The organism is Chitinophaga dinghuensis (assembly GCF_003259435.1).
Classification (GTDB): domain Bacteria; phylum Bacteroidota; class Bacteroidia; order Chitinophagales; family Chitinophagaceae; genus Chitinophaga; species Chitinophaga dinghuensis.
In genome coordinates this window covers 407,470-425,936 of the sequence record NZ_QLMA01000003.1, presented here as the reverse complement: position 1 = coordinate 425,936, position 18,467 = coordinate 407,470, and the positions used below count along the sequence as shown (strand labels likewise).

Genomic DNA, 18,467 nt, shown 5'->3' with positions numbered 1-18,467 from the left:
TGCGCCCCGAAAGCATTATTTGGGGGTCGTGCAATTTTTGTATTTTGAAACAATAAGGACTGATGATAAATTATAATCCAAAGGACTGGTTTACGTTTATCTTCCGTATTCACAAAGCGGATACGGTAAGAAAGCTCTTTCCCATGTTCATAGCCTTGTCTATTTACTCTGGTGCAATAGCCTGGCTGGAACTGGAATACTGGAAGCTATCGGCTAACAGTGAAGTGAAAAATATCTCGTTGATGCATGGATTGCTGGGTTTTGTGATATCCCTGCTGCTGGTCTTTCGCACGAATACTGCCTATGACCGTTGGTGGGAGGGTCGCAGGCAGTGGGGCACTATCGTGAATAGCAGCCGTAATTTCGCCATCAAGCTGCAGGCAATGTTACCTGCCAGCAATACCGCGGCCAGGGCCTGGTTTAAGGTGATGATCCCCAATTATGCATTCAGTTTGAAAAATCACCTTCGTAAATTATGGCTGCCTGAAGAGATGGAAGCCTTGCCAGGAGGCGCGTCTGTCGACATAGATCCCAACAAACATATCCCCAATCAGCTAGCGGGCCTGATGATGCAGAAAACCATGGAATTACACCGGGAGGGCCAACTCAGTGGCGACCAGCTCATCATCCTGAACAACGAATTACAATCATTTACAGAAGTTTGCGGCGCTTGCGAACGAATCAAGAATACGCCTATCCCTTTTTCTTATTCTGTATTTATTAAGAAGTTCATCTTTTTTTATATCATGACGATGCCCTTTGGCTATGTATTTAGTCTGGGTTACCTGATAATACCTATGATTGTCTTCATTTTCTTCGTTCTGGCCAGTCTGGAATTGATTGCCGAAGAGATTGAAGATCCGTTTGGTAAAGATGCCAATGATCTGCCAACAGACAGCATCTGTGGTAATATTCGTCAGCATGTGGGAGAAATATTATAGTTCCTGCCCTTATGCGTACTATTTTAACTTAATTTCGCAGCCAGAGTCAATTTGTACATGGAAAATGAAGCATTACAGGAAAAGTTCAGTGAGCTGACGGAGGAGAAAAACTACCGTGAATTGACAGTTTACCTGGACGACCAGCTGATTACGGACATTGCAGAACTTATTCATGAGGAGCCTGATGAAGCAGGGGTTATTATCAATAATCTCTCTATTAGTCGCGCTGCTGCTGCATTCCGTATTCTCGACTTTCCTCTGCAAGAGGATGTAATCAAATCGTTAGCCCCCGCCAAAATCGCCGAGCTTTTGAATGAACTGCCCGCGGATGACCGTACCTCTTTCCTGGAAGAACTTCCTAGTGAGGCGGTAAAGGAGCTGATTAAGCTCCTTGATCCGGAAGAGCGCCGTATCACGTTGTCCCTGTTGGGGTACAAGGAGAACAGCGTGGGCCGTATCATGACCCCGGACTATATAGCCGTTCGGGAGGAGTGGACAGTGAAACAGGTCCTGGATTATATCCGGGAATATGGAAAGGATAGTGAAACGATTGATGTAATTTATGTGATCGACAGCAACGGCCATTTGCTGGATGACTTCCGTATCAGGGAATTCCTGTTGGTATCTACGGATACGGTGGTACACACCCTGATGGACGACCGTTTTGTATCCCTGCATGTCAACGATGACCAGGAAGAAGCCATACAGGTATTCCGGATGGAGAACCGTGTAGCCCTTCCCGTTGTAGACGATCAGGGTATCCTCCTCGGTATTGTCACCATCGACGATATGTTGTGGATTGCCAATGAAGAACATACAGAAGATATCCAGAAAATCGGGGGTACCGAGGCATTGGATGAGCCCTATCTGGACATGCCACTGCTTAAGTTGGTAAAAAAACGTATAGGCTGGCTCGTAGTCTTGTTCATCGGCGAGATGCTTACTGCTACTGCCATGGGCTTTTTCGAAGATGAAATTGCCAAAGCGGTGGTACTGGCGCTCTTTGTACCGTTGATTATTTCCAGTGGCGGCAACAGTGGTTCTCAAGCTTCTACCCTGATTATCCAGGCTATGGCGCTTGGGGAGATCACGATCGGCGACTGGTGGCGGGTAATGCGCAGAGAGCTTATTTCCGGCGTACTGCTGGGAAGTGTGCTCGGCGCCATCGGATTTATTCGTATCCTGCTCTGGAACACCTTCTTCCATACCTATGGTGAACATACTATCCTCATTGGGATGACAGTAGGTATTTCCCTGATCGGGGTGGTTTTGTGGGGGACCCTTTCGGGCTCTATGTTGCCGTTGTTGCTGAAGAAACTTGGAGCCGATCCGGCGACATCTTCGGCGCCGTTTGTAGCGACGCTCGTAGATGTAACAGGGTTGTTGATCTATTTTACAGTGGCTTATACCTTAATGAGGGGAATTTTACTCTAATAGTGGAGATATTTTTTTTGTCAAACGGCGCCTATCGGCGCCGTTTGACGTTTGGGGAAGAACTGATTATGTTTTGTTGACGGCGCGGAGATAAGCGTTTGACATTGCGAGCGGAACGGATCGTGTTGGGATAACGGCGCAGATGGATGTTTGACACATCAACTTAAACCAATCCTATTTTGCTAACAGCCAAACGCGCTATTCACCCAACTTGCGCAGCAATACCGCGCGAAGCGCGGAACCAACCAAAACGACATCGAAGATGTCGTTTTCAAAATCCGCGATGGATATTCGCATTAGTAACAGGTAGACTTAATCGTAGTCCCCTCATGGGTTTTGCGAATAATAAACAACCGGTCATACTCTTTGTCTCCAATAGAATCCACTGGCGACTTTGCGCCCAGACTACGAATAATAGGAATCAAGGTATTGGAATGCCCAATGATGACCACATGCTTCCCCCAGTCTTCATGCCTTGTTAGCTCATAAATCAGGGATTCACCGGAGGTATCCGGTTTGTAGAAGCTCGTGTCTGCCGGTAATAATAAACGCAGACTATCTGCAGTCTGGATACTACGACGATAAGGTGTAATATATATCTTGTTGATAGCGGAATCTTTAAGGAGATGATATAATGCTCCGGCCCTGGCGTGTCCTTCCGGCGTCAGTGTAGAATCATGCCCCTCATATCGTTCTGCATGTCGTACCAGGTAAAAAGTGCCGGTGAGAAAGGTCGTGTCTTCCGAAACCGGTATAGGCAACCGGGCAGGAGACTTGGGCTTACAGGCAATAAGACCCATCAGGGCAATGAAACACAGGATTCGCATACTATAAAGTTAAGGCATATAATAATGGGACCGAATATCCTTTAATGAAGGATTTTCTGAGTTTATCCATTACTTTTAATTCCCAACAAATTTATCAACCGCTATGAGAAAATGGTTCCTAAAGGATTTTCTGAGTTTATCCATTACTTTTAATTCCCAACAAATTTATCAACCGCTATGAGAAAATGGTTCCTACCTGCCATTATTTTTTTATCAGCCAATGCCACCTATGCCCAATTGTCGCCATTAACGGTCGACAAAATCATGCGGGACCCAAAGTGGATGGGCACTTCCCCTGACCGTATATTCTGGGGCGCCGATAATCAAACAGTCTATTTCAACTGGAATCCAGAGAAGGCCATAGCCGATTCCATGTACTTTATTCATACCAAGGATATCCATCCGAATAAAACGGCGGCCGCAGACAGGGCCCTGCTAAATGCCAGGAAAAATGGCACCTACAACGCAGACCACTCGTTGCTGGCCTATTCCTTCTATGGCGATGTCTATCTGATGGATACCAAAACTGGTAAAGTCATTCGTATTACCAATACCACTGCACAGGAATACGGCGCTGTCTTCACCAATAATGAACAAGCAATTGCCTTCCAGCAAGGACGCGATTTATTTACCTGGAACCGCGCTGATGGCGCCATTTCCCAGCTCACCAACTTCAAATCCGGTACGCCTCCGCCACCGGAAAAATCAGATCTGGACAAAGGAAATGCCCAGGAAAAATGGCTAAAAGCCCAGCAGCTGCAATTGCTGGACATTATCCGCGATAAAAAAGCGAAAGCAGATGCAGCTACTGCCTATAATAAACAAAACGCGCCAAAGCCGCTGCGGTCCTTATATACAGAAGATAAAGATGTACAGAATGTACAGATTAGTCCTGATGGCAGATATATTACCTATCGCCTGTTTGCTGCGCCCAAAGACGCTAAAAGCACCATCGTTCCCGACTATGTAACCAGCACCGGTTTCACCACAGACATTCCTTCCCGCGAAAAAGTAGGCGCTCCTGAAGGGAGTTTTACCAGCTTTGTCTATGATCGCGTGGCCGATACCGTACTCGCCATCAGCATCAAAGAACTGCCAGGGATCAAGGATCAGCCTGATTACGTAAAAGACTATACGAAAAAAGATTCCGCTGTTGTAAGAGAAGTCATTATTAACGGACCTTACTGGACAGACAATGGCAAACATGCAATAATGGATATTCGTTCGCAGGACAATAAAGATCGTTGGATTGCCCTGCTGGACCCAGCTACCGGCAAACTGAAATCTGTGAATCGTCAACGGGATGAAGCCTGGATTGCAGGCCCTGGTATAGGATGGAGCTTTGGCGGCGCTAACCTGGGCTGGATTGATGACAATACCTGCTGGTATCAGTCGGAAGCCAGCGGATATTCGCATCTCTATACTACCAACGTGCTGACGGGAGAACAAAAACAGCTTACCAGTGGCAATTATGAAGTACAGGAAGCGGAATTGTCCAGAGATAAAAAAACTTTCTATATCAGCACCAATGAGGTACATCCTGGTGAGAAACAATTCTACAAGTTGAGTCTCGTTAGTGGAAAAACGGAACGAATTACCACAATGCAAGGCGCGAATGAGGTAACTGTTAGTCCGGATGAAAAGTGGATTGCTTTCCGTTATTCCTCTTCCAATCAGCCATGGGAGTTGTATATCCAACCAAATACTCCTGGCGCAAAAGCCCAACAGGTAACGAATTTGGCACAATCGGCCGAATTTAAGAGTTATAACTGGCGCGTTCCCCAGCTGATCACCTATACCAGTGGCGATAATCAGCAGGTCTATGCCAGGTTATATACCCCTGATCCGGCCAGGAAAAACGGAGCAGGCGTAATTTTTGTACATGGTGCCGGGTATTTGCAAAATGCGCATCGTTGGTGGAGTCAGTATTTCAGGGAATACATGTTCCATAATCTGCTGACAGATCTCGGCTATACTGTGATGGACGTGGATTACCGCGGCAGTTCCGGGTATGGTCGCAACTGGAGAACAGGCATCTATCGTTTCATGGGCGGAAAAGACCTGGACGACGAAGTGGATGCAGCAAAATATATGGCAGAAAAAGCAGGTGTAGATGCCAAACGCATAGGTATTTATGGCGGTAGTTATGGCGGATTTATGACGCTCATGGCTATGTTTACCAAACCAGGTACCTTTGCAGCAGGAGCTGCGCTGAGAAGCGTAACCGACTGGGCACACTACAACCACGGGTACACCAGTAATATCCTGAATGAGCCATTTAAGGATAGTATTGCGTATCTTCGCTCCTCCCCAATCTACCATGCGGAAGGACTGAAAGGCAAACTGCTGATGTGTCATGGAATGGTAGACACAAACGTTCATTTCGAGGATATTGTGCGATTGTCACAACGTCTGATTGAACTGGGCAAAGATAATTGGGAGCTGGCGGTATTTCCCGTAGAAGATCACGGATTTACTACCCCCAGCAGCTGGACAGACGAGTACAAAAGAATTTTGAAACTCTTTAACGAAACGCTTCTGAAGTAACTCGTACCTGTCCCCATAGTAAGACATTACAGGGATACGGTGAATGATGAAAAACAGTATTAACACTGCGTTAATTGCTGCTTATCATCTCACCGTATCCCTTTTTTATTTTTAACTTTTAACATTTTTTGAATGCACGCGTCATGTTAAACTAGCTGCCTCTCCGCAGGCAGTTTATCTGTATTTATAATTCTATCTCCCAAATCAAAACCTCAACAAAAAATATAAGAACCATATGTGTGGAATCGTAGCTTATATCGGGCAGCGAGAAGCTTATCCGATCGTCTTGAAAGGCCTTAAAAGACTGGAATACCGTGGGTATGACAGCGCTGGAGTTGCTATCATCAATGATGGACTCAAAGTTTATAAAAAGAAGGACAAAGTGGCCGCACTGGAAGAATATGCTTCCGGCAAAGATATGCGCAGCCGCATTGCCATTGGCCACACCCGTTGGGCCACACATGGTGAGCCTTGCGACCGGAATGCCCACCCTCACGTTTCCAGCGATGGTAAACTGGCAATGGTACACAATGGTATCATCGAAAACTATGTACAGCTGAAACAAGAGCTGGAAAGTAAAGGACATGTTTTTCAAAGCGACACAGATACCGAAGTGCTCCTGCACTTCATTGAAGAAATTAAAAAGAGCAATAACTGTCCGCTGGAAGAAGCCCTGCGTATCGCCCTCAAACGCGTAGTAGGCGCTTATGTAATCGTGCTCCTGGACGAAGAACATCCGGATACGCTCATCGCTGCCAGGAAAGGTAGTCCGCTCGTTATCGGCGTAGGTAAAGATGAACATTTCCTCGCATCGGACGCCTCTCCTATCATTGAATACACCAAAGAAGTAGTGTACGTAAATGATTATGAAATTGCAATCATCAAACCGGATGAACTGATCCTGAAAAATATCAGCAACGAACGTCAGACGCCATACATCCAAAAACTGGATATGGACCTCGCGGCTATTGAAAAAGGCGGTTATGACCACTTCATGCTGAAAGAAATTTTTGAGCAGCCACAAACGATCTATGATAGTATGCGCGGCCGTCTGGATGCGCCAAAAGGTACGCTGACATTAGGCGGTATCCGCGAGCATATGGACCTGCTGAAAAATGCTAACCGTATCATCATCGTAGCATGTGGAACCAGCTGGCATGCCGGTCTGGTAGCAGAATACATGATTGAAGAATTATGTCGTATACCCGTTGAGGTAGAATATGCATCTGAATTCCGATACAGGAATCCGGTGGTAGGAAAAGGCGATGTAATAATTGCAATATCACAGTCTGGCGAGACAGCCGATACACTGGTGGCCATAGACAGTGCAAGAGAGAAAGGGGCCATCATCTTAGGCGTATGTAATGTAGTAGGCTCCTCTATTGCACGCATTTCCGATGCCGGCGCTTATACGCACGCAGGCCCTGAAATTGGCGTAGCCAGTACCAAGGCATTCACCGCACAGCTGACCGTACTCGCACTCATCGCGCTGAAAGTAGGAATCGAGAAAGGCACTATCACGGCTCAACGATTCCAGCATCTCCTGGATGAAATGAATGCGGTACCCGATAAAGTAGCCACCGCATTAGCACTGAATGATCAGGTACATAAAATAGCAGAGAAATATAAAGATGCACGCGACTTCCTCTACCTGGGCCGCGGATACAATTTCCCTGTTGCCCTCGAAGGCGCGCTCAAACTGAAAGAGATTTCGTACATACATGCAGAAGGATACCCTGCTGCAGAAATGAAACATGGTCCTATTGCACTGGTAGATGAAAATTTACCTGTAGTAATTGTTGCAACGAAAGATAGTTATTACGAAAAAATTGTCTCCAATATTCAGGAGATCAAAGCCCGCAAAGGCAAGGTGATAGCGGTTGTAACAGAAGGAGACGATACTATTCCGTCTATGGCAGACGATGTGATTGTAGTACCAGCAGCAGATGAACTGGTTGCGCCAATCATTAGTGTTATACCTTTGCAGTTACTGGCTTATCACATCGGCGTATCAAAAGGATATGATGTGGATAAACCCAGAAACCTCGCAAAGAGTGTAACTGTTGAATAGACTTAAGTTTGTATCCATGAACAACATCCGAAAAATGCCCCTGGAACAACTGGGGTATAATTTTATTGAAGACGAACTTCCAAAAGGGAAAGACGAGTACTACCTGCGTAATGAACAATGGCAACGACAGGATCAGTACCGCCAGCTCACAGCCTATGAGGTGGAAGCACTGGTGCGTAATGACAATACTTCCGACAACTGGAATAACATCTTCGTATCCAATGAATTCAATCCGCAGCTGGTACAGCACTGCCATTTCTTCGGAATGGTGCGCATCGGTAAGCTGGAACCCTACTATCTGGAGTATCGTAATCTGAAACTGCCTGTTGGCCTTTACAACAGCACGATCTGTGCTTGTGACTTCGGAGATAACGTAGTGGTGCATAATGTCAATTATCTCTCCCACTACATCCTCGGTAATGAAGTGATCATCGCCAATGTAAACGAGATGGTAACTTCCGATGTAGCAAAATTCGGGAACGGCATTATCAAAAGCGCCGAGCCGGAAAATCTGCGGATAGAACTGGAACTCTGCAATGAAAACGGAGGTCGTTCTGTGCTGCCATTTGATGGCATGCTCCCCGGAGATGCTTATCTGTGGACCCGTTACAGAGATGATGAGCAACTACAACAACAGTTCCGCAATTTTACCGAAAAACAATTTGATAAAAGACGCGGCTACTATGGTATGGTGGGCGATCGTACGGTAGTCAAAAACTGCCGCATGATCAAAGACGTTACCATCGGTACGGACGCTTACCTGAAAGGGGCCAACAAACTGAAAAACCTGACCATCAACAGTAATGCGGAAGCCCGCTCCCAGATTGGAGAAGGCTGCGAACTGGTGAATGGCATTATTGGTTATGGCTGTCGTATTTTCTATGGCGTAAAAGCTGTACGTTTTGTAATGGCGTCTCACAGTCAGCTGAAATATGGCGCACGTCTGATCAACTCTTATCTCGGTAATAATTCTACGATCTCCTGCTGCGAAGTACTGAACTCACTCATCTTCCCGGCACATGAACAACACCATAACAACTCTTTCCTTTGTGCATCCCTGGTGATGGGACAGAGTAATATGGCCGCCGGCGCAACAGTTGGTTCTAATCACAACTCCCGTGGCGCCGATGGTGAAATCATTGCCGGCAGAGGATTCTGGCCTGGTCTCTGTGTAAGTCTGAAACATAACTCCCGCTTTGCCAACTTCACATTACTTTCCAAAGGAAATTATATGTCGGAGTTAAATATCCAGATTCCATTCTCGCTCGTAAGCAATGACGAACATGATAATACGCTGCGCGTCATGCCTGCATACTGGTTCATGTATAACATGTATGCCATCGCCAGGAACTCCTGGAAGTATGTAGACAGAGACAAGCGTACGGATAAAGTGCAGCTGATAGAATACGACTATCTCGCGCCCGACTCTGTGGAAGAAATGTTCCAGGCGATGGCCATCATGGAAATTGCTACAGCAAAAGCCTGGCTGGCACTGCCTGAAAACACTCCGAAAAAGGAACTAACGGAGAAGGATCTACGAAAAAAAGGAAAAGAACTTTTGCTGGAAAAACCGGAAGATGTGAGCAGATTAACTATTTACGTAGATAATTTCGAGAACAGTAACCGTCGTACCATGCTATTGAAAGTACATAAAGCTTATCCTATTTTCCGGGATCTGATTGTGTACTATGGTATCAAAAATATCGTAGCCGCCGGAAAGCCTTCATTTATTGCGTTGCAAGCGGCCGTAAAGAACGCCAAGCGCACGCCATGGCTGAACATCGGCGGACAACTGATGAAGACTGATACGGTGGAAGCGCTGAAACAAAAGATACGCAAGAACCGTATTTCAGGGTGGCAGCAGCTCCATGAAGCCTACAGCGATATCAGCAAGGAATATCCCGGCGATAAACTGCAACATGCCGTAGCCAGTATGCTGGAAGTAAAAGATGTACCGTTGAAAAATTTCACTACGGAACAGCTTTCCCAGTGGATGGTAGACAGCATTCAGACGCTGGAGTGGATGGCTGAAGGCATCTACAAATCAAGGGAAAAGGATTATAATAATCCATTCCGCAAAATGACTTACAATAGTGAGAAAGAAATGAATATCGTGGTAGGAAGCCTGGAACATAACAGCTTCATCAATGAAACCATGAATGAACTGGGCGAGTACAAAGAAAAAGTACGTCGACTCATCAATGAATGGGAATTATAATCTGATTATTTTTCCGATAATGGAACAGTCACCGTACTATGTGCGGTGACTGTTTTGTTGTTTGGGCAGCCTTCTAAAAGCAAGTATATTTGAACTATGGCAACAAAAGAAAAAGTAAGGTGCAGCTGGTGCACTAAAGATCAGCTCTACATTGACTATCACGACAATGAATGGGGCACTCCGCAGCATGATGATAAACATCTCTTTGAAATGCTGAATCTGGAAGGTGCACAGGCTGGCTTAAGCTGGTATACAGTACTCGTGAAACGGGAGAATTACCGCAAAGCATTCGACAACTGGGATGCGAAGAAAATCGCGAAGTACGATGAGCAAAAAGTGGAAGCATTGATGCAGAACGCAGGCATCATTCGCAACCGTTTAAAAATAAATGCCACGATTACCAATGCCAAAGCTTTTCTGGCGGTACAAAAGGAATTCGGCAGTTTTGATAAATATATCTGGTCGTTTGTCAATCATAAGCCGATTGAAAATAAATTCAGTGACATGAGGCAGGTTCCTGCGAAAACGGCTATCTCCGATGCCATGAGTAAAGACTTGCTGAAACGCGGGTTTAAATTTGTAGGCAGCACTATCTGTTACGCCTATATGCAGGCGGTAGGTATGGTCAACGACCATTTCGGCGATTGTTGGAAAGCGAAGGCTTAGTTGATCTTTACTTCACTTAATGCGGTACTCTGTATCAGCGTATAATCTGTCAGGGTATTGAGGAAAAAGTAGAGTTGTCGTTTTTCCGCATCCGTAAGTGGGATACCATTTTTCACCAGCGGATCTGTGGAGGCAGTTACTTCTACTCCATGATCATAGAAGTCAAACACCTGGTAGATATCAAAGAAGCGGCCGTCATGCATATAGGGAGAGCTCTTAATGATATTACGCAGTGTAGGTACTTTGAACTTCAGGTAATCGGCTGTGTTGCCGGTAATTTTCATTCTGCCGACATCGTTGAGCTGTTTGAGGTAAGGTAATCCGTTACTGCGATAAGAGAGATCGGTGAACAATGGCTCTTTATGACAGGTAGCGCATTTCTGTTGATAGATTTTATAACCTGCTTGTTCTTCCGCAGTAAATGCAGCGCCTCCCACATGATTGACAATAGAATCATATTTACTGTTGCCGGATACCATTGTAGCCACAAATTGGGTAATAGCCCGGAACATGCGCTGGCTGGTAATTTCCTCTGTACCGTAGGCATCGCGGAACATTTTCCGGTATTGGGGATCTGATTGCATTTTGCCGATGAGTACTTTCAAATCCACGCCCATTTCATTAGGGTCTGTTAATGGAGTGAGGGGTTGAATCTCCAGGTTATTGACGCCTCCATCCCACATGAATTCTTTCTGGAACAGCATATTAAAAATAACCGGTACGGAGCGGTTGCCCTGACGGCCGCCAACACCGTGACTGAGGGCATGATCGAAGTGGCCGAAGGCTGCGAACTGCTGATGACAGAAGCCGCAGGAGACGGTGCTATCTTTCGATAACCGATAGTCGTAAAACATAAATCTGCCGAGTGCAATCCCTTCTTTGGTAAGTGGATTCTGTGAAAAGTCATATACAGGGGCAGGGAATCCGGGAGGGAGTTGCAGGGTAAAGGGTTGGGGAGACACGGAGCCGTCGGGACCGCCAGAGCCTTTTTTACAGGCGTGTGCGATCAGTAATACAAGGCATACTATGCCAATGATATAAAACGCTTTACGATTCATAGGTTGTTATTGCAGCTTAGTTTGCTATAGACAAAACAGAAAACATCTGCTGATAGTTTTCTGCAACTGCCATTGCATTTGCGCCGGCAGCCATGATTACGCTGCTCTGCGCGATGCTAACGGTATTGGGCGTATGAAACCATTTGTCTGCATCTGCCTTTATATTGATTTTGGCTTGATTATCCGGACTTACCGTCAAAGTGGACGGGAAGGTAACCGTAATTACTTTCAGGGCATTATAAGGCTGTTTAAAGCCGCCTATGTGAAACTGAAAATCCTTCAATGCGGTGGTGGACTGGGGAGAGTTTCCTTCCATTTTGGCCATGATATAGCCGCTGTTCCAGGTCCAGAACATACCATTTTCTGGCGCCAGGGCTCCGGCCTGGGCTCCGCTGACATTACGGATGCTGTCCACTCCTATCACCCATTTCACGGCGGTGTATTGTCCGGCGGGCACACTGTCCAGCGTTATCTTTTTGGTGGAGTCTGTGGCATCGTCTACGAGGAAATACCGTTGTGGCAGGGTAATGGTTTTACCGTTTGCGTCTGTCAGTTGGAAATTGCTGACATAATAGAGCAATTTGGAAACGGTATATTGTTCGCCGGCAGTATTCGTATACGCGCCTACGTTACGCTGGAGCGGCACGTTGCCGACATAGTTATAAAACTGAATCTGAACAGAGGTGACAGGTGTACTAACGAGGGAAGTATTTGCCGTTTTAGAGCAAGAGGCCAATACCAGCAGGGTTCCGGATAGGAGGATAGTCAGCCTGGAATGAAAAATCCGCAAAATCATGATATCCTGTTTATGTCAGGAAGATACGATGATTTTGCGGATATAACTACTAACTATTCGTTAGCTGATACTATTTTCTGCGATATCCCAGCGCGCCATAGTAGAATACTACAACAAAGCATACTAATGGGATACCATAGGAGAATGCCAGTGATTGTGCTTCTGTAACCACTCCCATCAGGTAAGGTACGGCAGCGCCACCTACGATGGACATTACAATAAAGGAAGCTCCTTTCTTGGTATTTTTACCCAGATCTTTCACACCCAGTGCGAAGATGGTGGGGAACATAATAGACATAAAGAAGAACACCGCGATCAGCGCATATACTGAAACTGCGCCTTTGCCACTCATTACTACCGCACATAATACCACATTGATAATGGCAAAAAGTGCCAGCAGCTTATTAGGCGCTACTTTACGCATGATAGCTGTACCTACAAAACGACCTGCCAGGAACAGCACCATACCTGCAGACAGCAGATAGGCTGCTTTTTCATTGGAAGCGCCTTCCCAATAAGTGGTTACATAGTTGATAAATAAAGCGCCAACACCTACCTGGGCTGCCACATAAAAGAACTGGGCTACTACTCCCAGCACAAAATGTTTATGTGCAAACAGCGGACGTTCGTCTGCCACTACTTCCGGACCTTCCGCTACATCTTCCTTAATTTCCGGAAGTGCAGTTTTGTAGAAGAATCCTGCGATGAGCAGTACTACAATCCCAATAACGATATATGTCAGTTTTACGGTAGACAGATCATCTTTGCCGCTACCAAAAAACAATGCACCGCCAATGATGGGTCCCAGGAATGATCCCAGGCCGTTAAAACATTGGGAAAGATTCAGTCTTTGTTCAGAAGTTGCAGGCGAACCCAGTACAGTTACATAAGGATTAGCAGCTGTTTCCAGGCATGCCAGTCCGCAAGCCAGGATAAACAATGCCATCAGGAAAAAGTCAAAACTCAGGGCATTAGCAGCAGGAAAGAACAGGAAAGCGCCTGCCGCATAGAGCAGGAGTCCCATGATAATACCTTTTTTGTACCCGAATTTATTCATGAAGGCGCCGGCTGGCAATGCCATCAGGAAGTAAGCGCCGAAATAGGCGCCTTGTAACAGGGTAGATCTGCGTGGCGTAATATTTAATACTTCCTGGAAATGCTTATTCAGCACATCCAACAGGCCATATGCAAGGCCCCATAAAAAGAAAAGACTTGTTACCAGAATAAACGGAAACAGGTAATTGGTTTGTTTCCCTCCTACTGGAGCTTTGCTGGTATAGGTGGAATTACTGACTGCGCCTCCGGCCATAACGAGATTTTGTGTTCAGGTGAATATTAAGTGTGTATCAGTTGGCAGTGCCTAGCTAATGGAACGGTCGAGGTGTGTATAACCTCCGTCTACGTATAGAATTTGTCCGGTTGTATGAGAAGATCTTCCAGAGAGCAGGAACACAGTGGTGTTGGCGATTTCTTCGGAAGTGGTCATTCTTTTTTCGAAAGGAATTTTTGACGTGATAGACGCCAGTTTTTCCTGTGGATTAGGCAGGGAATTGATCCAGGTTTCGTACAGTGGGGTCCATACTTCTGCAGGAATCACTGTATTTACACGGATGGAATAAGGCATTAATTCTACTGCCCATTCACGGGTCAGGGCATTGATTGCTCCTTTGGAAGCAGCATAGCCGGAAGTATTTCCTTGTCCGGTAGTTGCTACTTTGGAACCAATGTTAACGATATTCCCTTTAGTGGCTTTCAGATATGGCAGTGCATAATGGGCCAGGTTATAGTAGTGCGACAGGTTATTCTGAAGGGATTTCATAAATCCTTCAGGGCTGCCGTTTTCCAGGCCTACGCCATCGTTAGCGCCGGCATTGTTTACCAGACCGTCTATCTTACCATATTTCTCAACGGTAGCATCAATTACTTTTTTACAGTCTTCCACTCTGCCCAGTTCACCGGACACTGCGAAGGCTTTACCACCAGCAGCAATAATAGCGTTGGCTGTTTTTTCATTATCTGCTGCGTTGCGGCCAGCGATAACGGCTACGCCGCCTTCTTCTGCAATCAGGCGGGAGATTGCTTCACCAATACCTTTGGCGCCACCGGTAACAATAATCACTTTATCCTGTAATCCTAAATCCATGTCATCAATAAATTATAAATGATAGAATGTGATGGCATTGCCACCCATTATTTGCTGCTGTTCTGTTATGCTCAGTCGGCTGATAAAATCGGTAATGATACCTTTTACTTCTCCATATTCGGCGGCGAGAAGACATACCGGCCAGTCGGAGCCGTATACGAGTCTGTCGGCCCCAAATGCATCAAGGGCAATATCCAGGAAGGGAGCAAAGTGTCTCGCCTCCCAATGTTGCCAGTCGGCTTCTGTTACCAGTCCGCTTACTTTACAGTAAACATTAGGCGACTCAGCAATCCGTTTCATGGAGGTTGCCCATTCGGCCAGTTCGCCTGATTTGAAATCGGGTTTGGCCAGATGATCGATGATCAATCGTTGTTCCGGGAAGCGTTTTACGAACTGTTCTACAGCAGGTAACTGTTTCGGATATACGAGAATATCGTAGGTAAAATCGTATTGTGCAAGGGCCAGTATCCCATGGCAAAAATCTTCCCTCAGCAGGAACATGGGATCTGGTTCCCCCTGAACAATATGACGAAATCCTTTCATGCGCGGGAAGCTGGCATAATGAGCCAGTTGCGTATGGATATCGGGAGAGCGGAGGTCTGTCCATCCTACTACTCCTTTAATAAAATCGTGTTTTGCGGCCAGGTCCAGCAGGAAGGCTGATTCTTTGTCGGACTGGTCTGCCTGAACGGCAACGCAACCATCGATGCCATGTGCTTTGAACACAGGCGCCAGGTGTTCCGGGAAGAAGTCGTTCCGGATCACTTCCATTGTATCATCGATCCACGCATCGCGGATGGGATCATACTTCCAGAAATGTTGGTGCGCATCAATAATCATAACGTCTGTTTACAGTTACGCCACGAAGCCCATGTGTGGGGTATCGTGGCGTAAATAAGCTATAAAGAAAAAATCTTGTCCATCAGTACCCACTTCTCTCCTTCTTTAGCAACGGGGATAGCCTGCTGATATTTCCACATCAGCTGTTCCCATTCCTGTACTTTGGGATTAGTGGCATCCATGGCTCCTTTGCGCTCAAAGGAGAAGGAAGCATCTGTTTCCATGATCATAAACAGGCGGTTACCGGCACGGTAGATTTCCATTGCCGTAATGCCGCTGTCGGTGATACTTTTCTTGATTTCCGGCCATACTTCGCGGTGATAGGCTTCATATTCGCCGATCAGCTGCGGGTCGTTGACCAGATCCAATGCCAGGCAATATCTCTGTGTCATATTATTTGTAAGCTACAGCTGTTTGTTTGGAAGTACCCAGGCCATCGATGCCCAGTTCAATTACGTCTCCTGGTTTGATGTACACCTGAGGATTCATACCCAGGCCAACACCAGCAGGCGTACCTGTGGAGATCACATCGCCAGGGAGCAGTGTCATAAACTGGCTCAGGTAATGTACCAGGAAAGGCACTTTGAAGATGAAATTGGAGGTATTGCCATCCTGCATTTTCTGACCGTTTACGGTAAGCCAGAGGCGCAGGTTATCAACATCAGCGATTTCATCTTTGGTAGCCATCCATGGACCTAAAGGAGCGAAAGAGTCGGCACTCTTACCCTTTACCCACTGGCCGCCTCTTTCCAGTTGGAAAGCGCGTTCGCTATAATCGTTGTGCAGGCAGTAACCGGCCACATAATCCATAGCATCTTTTTCGTCCACATAGCTGGCTTTTTTGCCAATTACTACGGCCAGTTCCACTTCCCAGTCTGTTTTTTCAGAGTTACGCGGAATGATTACGTTATCATTAGGACCTACCAGGGAGGAAGTACTTTTAAAGAATACGATTGGTTCAGCAGGGATCTGCGCATTCGTTTCTTTAGCGTGATCGGCATAGTTCAGACCAATGCACACAATTTTGGAAGGACGCTGAACAGCGGAACCCAGGCGGGTATCAGCAGGTACCTGAGGGCAGTTGCTGCCATTGGCAGACCACCATGCCGCCAGACGGTTCAGACCATCCGTTTCAAAAAATTTCTCGCCATAATCCTCGCCAAATGCGCTGACATCAAACATTCCAGCGTCAGTAACAACACCTGGTTTCTCTGCACCTGGTAAACCAAACCTGATAAGTTTCATTACAATCTTTTTATTTGTTCGTTATTATTTTACTTCTTTAATGTGCTGCACCTGCAGGCGTCCATCTTCTACTTTCAGTTCCATTACCGCATCCAGTTTTCCATCTTTTTCCATGGAGAAGTAAACCAGTTCTGGTTGGTTGGTAGTCTGAATAGTAGGTTTGTAACCTTTAGGTACCGGCATCGTCATTGTTTTATTCACGCCTGCAAACTCCACGTAGAGCACTACCTCGTCTGGATTGTCTGTAGGTTTGATGTTGACAATAAAGTTTTCAATGATATTGCCGGATTTGATATTCTTTTTATACGCATTGGTAGAAGCGCCTGCAGCGGCCACTTTACCAAGACCTTGTACATTTTCCATATACAGCCATACTGGTTTTGGCGGAACGGTAGCCCAGAAAATCTTCAGATCTTTGCTGCTACTGTCTACGCTGGCATGGTAGTATCTTGGCGTACGGTTAGGTTTTACTACACCGATGTAAGCGCTGTTCGGTTTATCCCAGGCAATGCGGATAACGTCATTGTCTGCACCTTCTTTGAGAACGGCCTGTTCGAATGATTTCTCCTTTTCCTGCCCGTTGATAGCGAATTTAATGACTACTTCGGCGGTATCTTTATTCCTGTTCTTAATGGTTACGTCCACTTTTCCTGCAGGCGTTGCAGGAGTCATAGGAACGGAATCAGATTGCTGGCTGGAGCCATTTGCCGATTTCTGATTATTGTTACATGCGGCAAACCCTAAAGCGGCTAACGCCAGGTAAACGGGAACGTGTTTCATGGAAGTATTAATATTTGTGATGAATAAGTTTAAATATAGGCATTCGGCCTAAAGTTACGTTCATCACATTAAACTTTCTAGTTATTCAGTCTGATAAATCCACCGTCAATTGGGTAATCGCAGCCAGTGATAAAACCAGCCTCATCAGAGCAAAGGTAAAGAGCTAGATTTCCTACTTCCGCAGGTTTAGCCATACGACCGATAGGCTGTGTCTTACTCAGTTTATCGAACATTTCCGCTTCTTTACCAGGATAGTTTTTAGCGATAAAACCATCTACAAACGGCGTATGTACTCTGGCTGGAGATACACAATTACAGCGGATATTATTTCCCAGGTAATCTTTTGCCACGGAGAGCGTCATCGTGAGTACGGCGCCTTTACTCATAGAGTAAGCAAATCTGTCAGGAATACCTACGCTGGAAGCGATAGATGCGATGTTCAGGATAACGCCGCCACCCTGCTGTTTCATCTGCTCAATCACCGCATACATGCAATTGTAAGTACCTTTTACATTCACCTGGTATACTCTGTCGAAATCCTGTTCAGCAGTGCCTTCCAACTTACCTACATGCGCAATGCCAGCACAGTTTACCAGGATATCCAGCTTACCGGCAGATTGGATAATATTGTTCATCACGGCAATTACCGCAGCCTGGTCGGCTACGTTGCAGGCATGTACCTGTGCCTTTCCACCATCCGCAATAATTTCGGCAGCAGTTCCTTTGCCACCTTCTTCATTCAATTCCAGGATATGCACTGCTGCACCCTGTGCGCCAAAACTCTTCGCGATTGCCTGCCCTATGCCGCTACCACCACCGGTAATAACCGCCACTTTATTATCTAATCTGAACAGCTCCATTTTTATAAAAATTTAAGGGTTCTAAAATACCTATTATAGCA

General features: G+C 46.0%; 16 protein-coding genes. 6 read left to right on the top strand and 10 right to left on the bottom strand.

The features are described 5' to 3' along the window. The first annotated feature begins 62 nt into the window (after positions 1-62). Positions 63-941, top strand: a complete 879-nt coding sequence (locus CLV59_RS10800; RefSeq protein WP_111592041.1) for a bestrophin family protein — start codon at positions 63-65, stop codon at positions 939-941. Positions 942-998: 57 nt separating this feature from the next. Beyond that, positions 999-2,375: a magnesium transporter gene (gene mgtE, locus CLV59_RS10795; protein WP_111592040.1), complete on the top strand. Its 1,377-nt coding sequence runs from the start codon at positions 999-1,001 to the stop codon at positions 2,373-2,375. Between the two features lie 296 nt (positions 2,376-2,671). Here mgtE and CLV59_RS10790 read toward each other — a convergent pair whose 3' ends face one another. After that, complete coding sequence (locus CLV59_RS10790; RefSeq protein ID WP_111592039.1) at positions 2,672-3,202, bottom strand: histidine phosphatase family protein; 531 nt, start codon at positions 3,200-3,202, stop codon at positions 2,672-2,674. A gap of 177 nt (positions 3,203-3,379) precedes the next feature. On the opposite strand from CLV59_RS10790, the gene CLV59_RS10785 reads away from it, so the two are divergent. The 4 genes from CLV59_RS10785 to CLV59_RS10770 all read left to right on the top strand — a co-directional run bounded on the left by CLV59_RS10785 (position 3,380) and on the right by CLV59_RS10770 (position 10,704). Then, on the top strand, positions 3,380-5,749 hold the full coding sequence (locus CLV59_RS10785; protein ID WP_111592038.1) for a S9 family peptidase: 2,370 nt from the start codon (positions 3,380-3,382) through the stop codon (positions 5,747-5,749). Positions 5,750-5,984: 235 nt separating this feature from the next. Further along, positions 5,985-7,820, top strand: coding sequence for a glutamine--fructose-6-phosphate transaminase (isomerizing) (glmS, locus tag CLV59_RS10780; RefSeq protein WP_111592037.1), 1,836 nt, complete (start codon positions 5,985-5,987; stop codon positions 7,818-7,820). 16 nt (positions 7,821-7,836) lie between these two features. After that, complete coding sequence (locus tag CLV59_RS10775) at positions 7,837-10,038, top strand: DUF4954 family protein (protein WP_111592036.1); 2,202 nt, start codon at positions 7,837-7,839, stop codon at positions 10,036-10,038. A 96-nt stretch (positions 10,039-10,134) separates the two neighbouring features. Further along, positions 10,135-10,704 carry a DNA-3-methyladenine glycosylase I gene (locus tag CLV59_RS10770; RefSeq protein ID WP_111592035.1) on the top strand — a complete coding sequence of 190 codons (570 nt, stop codon included), beginning with the start codon at positions 10,135-10,137 and terminating at the stop codon, positions 10,702-10,704. On the opposite strand, the gene CLV59_RS10765 is transcribed toward CLV59_RS10770, so the two are convergent. The 9 genes from CLV59_RS10765 to CLV59_RS10725 form a co-directional block, all read right to left on the bottom strand. Next, positions 10,701-11,762: a cytochrome-c peroxidase gene (locus CLV59_RS10765; protein WP_111592034.1), complete on the bottom strand. Its 1,062-nt coding sequence runs from the start codon at positions 11,760-11,762 to the stop codon at positions 10,701-10,703. The two genes, CLV59_RS10770 and CLV59_RS10765, sit on opposite strands and share 4 nt — an antisense overlap. Before the next feature lie 16 nt (positions 11,763-11,778). After that, entirely contained in the window at positions 11,779-12,558 is a 780-nt protein-coding gene (locus tag CLV59_RS10760) for an MbnP family protein (protein WP_111592033.1), read from the bottom strand. A 70-nt stretch (positions 12,559-12,628) separates the two neighbouring features. Then, complete coding sequence (locus CLV59_RS10755) at positions 12,629-13,867, bottom strand: sugar MFS transporter (RefSeq protein WP_111592032.1); 1,239 nt, start codon at positions 13,865-13,867, stop codon at positions 12,629-12,631. A 51-nt stretch (positions 13,868-13,918) separates the two neighbouring features. Continuing rightward, a complete protein-coding gene (locus CLV59_RS10750; protein ID WP_111592031.1) occupies positions 13,919-14,701 on the bottom strand; it encodes an L-fucose dehydrogenase in 783 nt (260 codons plus the stop codon). Between the two features lie 12 nt (positions 14,702-14,713). Next, positions 14,714-15,541 carry an amidohydrolase family protein gene (locus CLV59_RS10745; RefSeq protein WP_111592030.1) on the bottom strand — a complete coding sequence of 276 codons (828 nt, stop codon included), beginning with the start codon at positions 15,539-15,541 and terminating at the stop codon, positions 14,714-14,716. A 59-nt stretch (positions 15,542-15,600) separates the two neighbouring features. Further along, a complete protein-coding gene (locus CLV59_RS10740) occupies positions 15,601-15,933 on the bottom strand; it encodes an L-rhamnose mutarotase (protein ID WP_111592029.1) in 333 nt (110 codons plus the stop codon). A 1-nt stretch (position 15,934) separates the two neighbouring features. Next, the gene (locus tag CLV59_RS10735; protein ID WP_111592028.1) at positions 15,935-16,786 is read right to left on the bottom strand and encodes a fumarylacetoacetate hydrolase family protein; all 852 of its coding nucleotides are present in this window, start codon (positions 16,784-16,786) and stop codon (positions 15,935-15,937) included. A gap of 24 nt (positions 16,787-16,810) precedes the next feature. After that, positions 16,811-17,566: a hypothetical protein gene (locus CLV59_RS10730; protein WP_111592027.1), complete on the bottom strand. Its 756-nt coding sequence runs from the start codon at positions 17,564-17,566 to the stop codon at positions 16,811-16,813. 77 nt (positions 17,567-17,643) lie between these two features. Beyond that, the gene (locus CLV59_RS10725) at positions 17,644-18,426 is read right to left on the bottom strand and encodes an SDR family NAD(P)-dependent oxidoreductase (RefSeq protein ID WP_211323800.1); all 783 of its coding nucleotides are present in this window, start codon (positions 18,424-18,426) and stop codon (positions 17,644-17,646) included. Positions 18,427-18,467 lie beyond the last annotated feature (41 nt).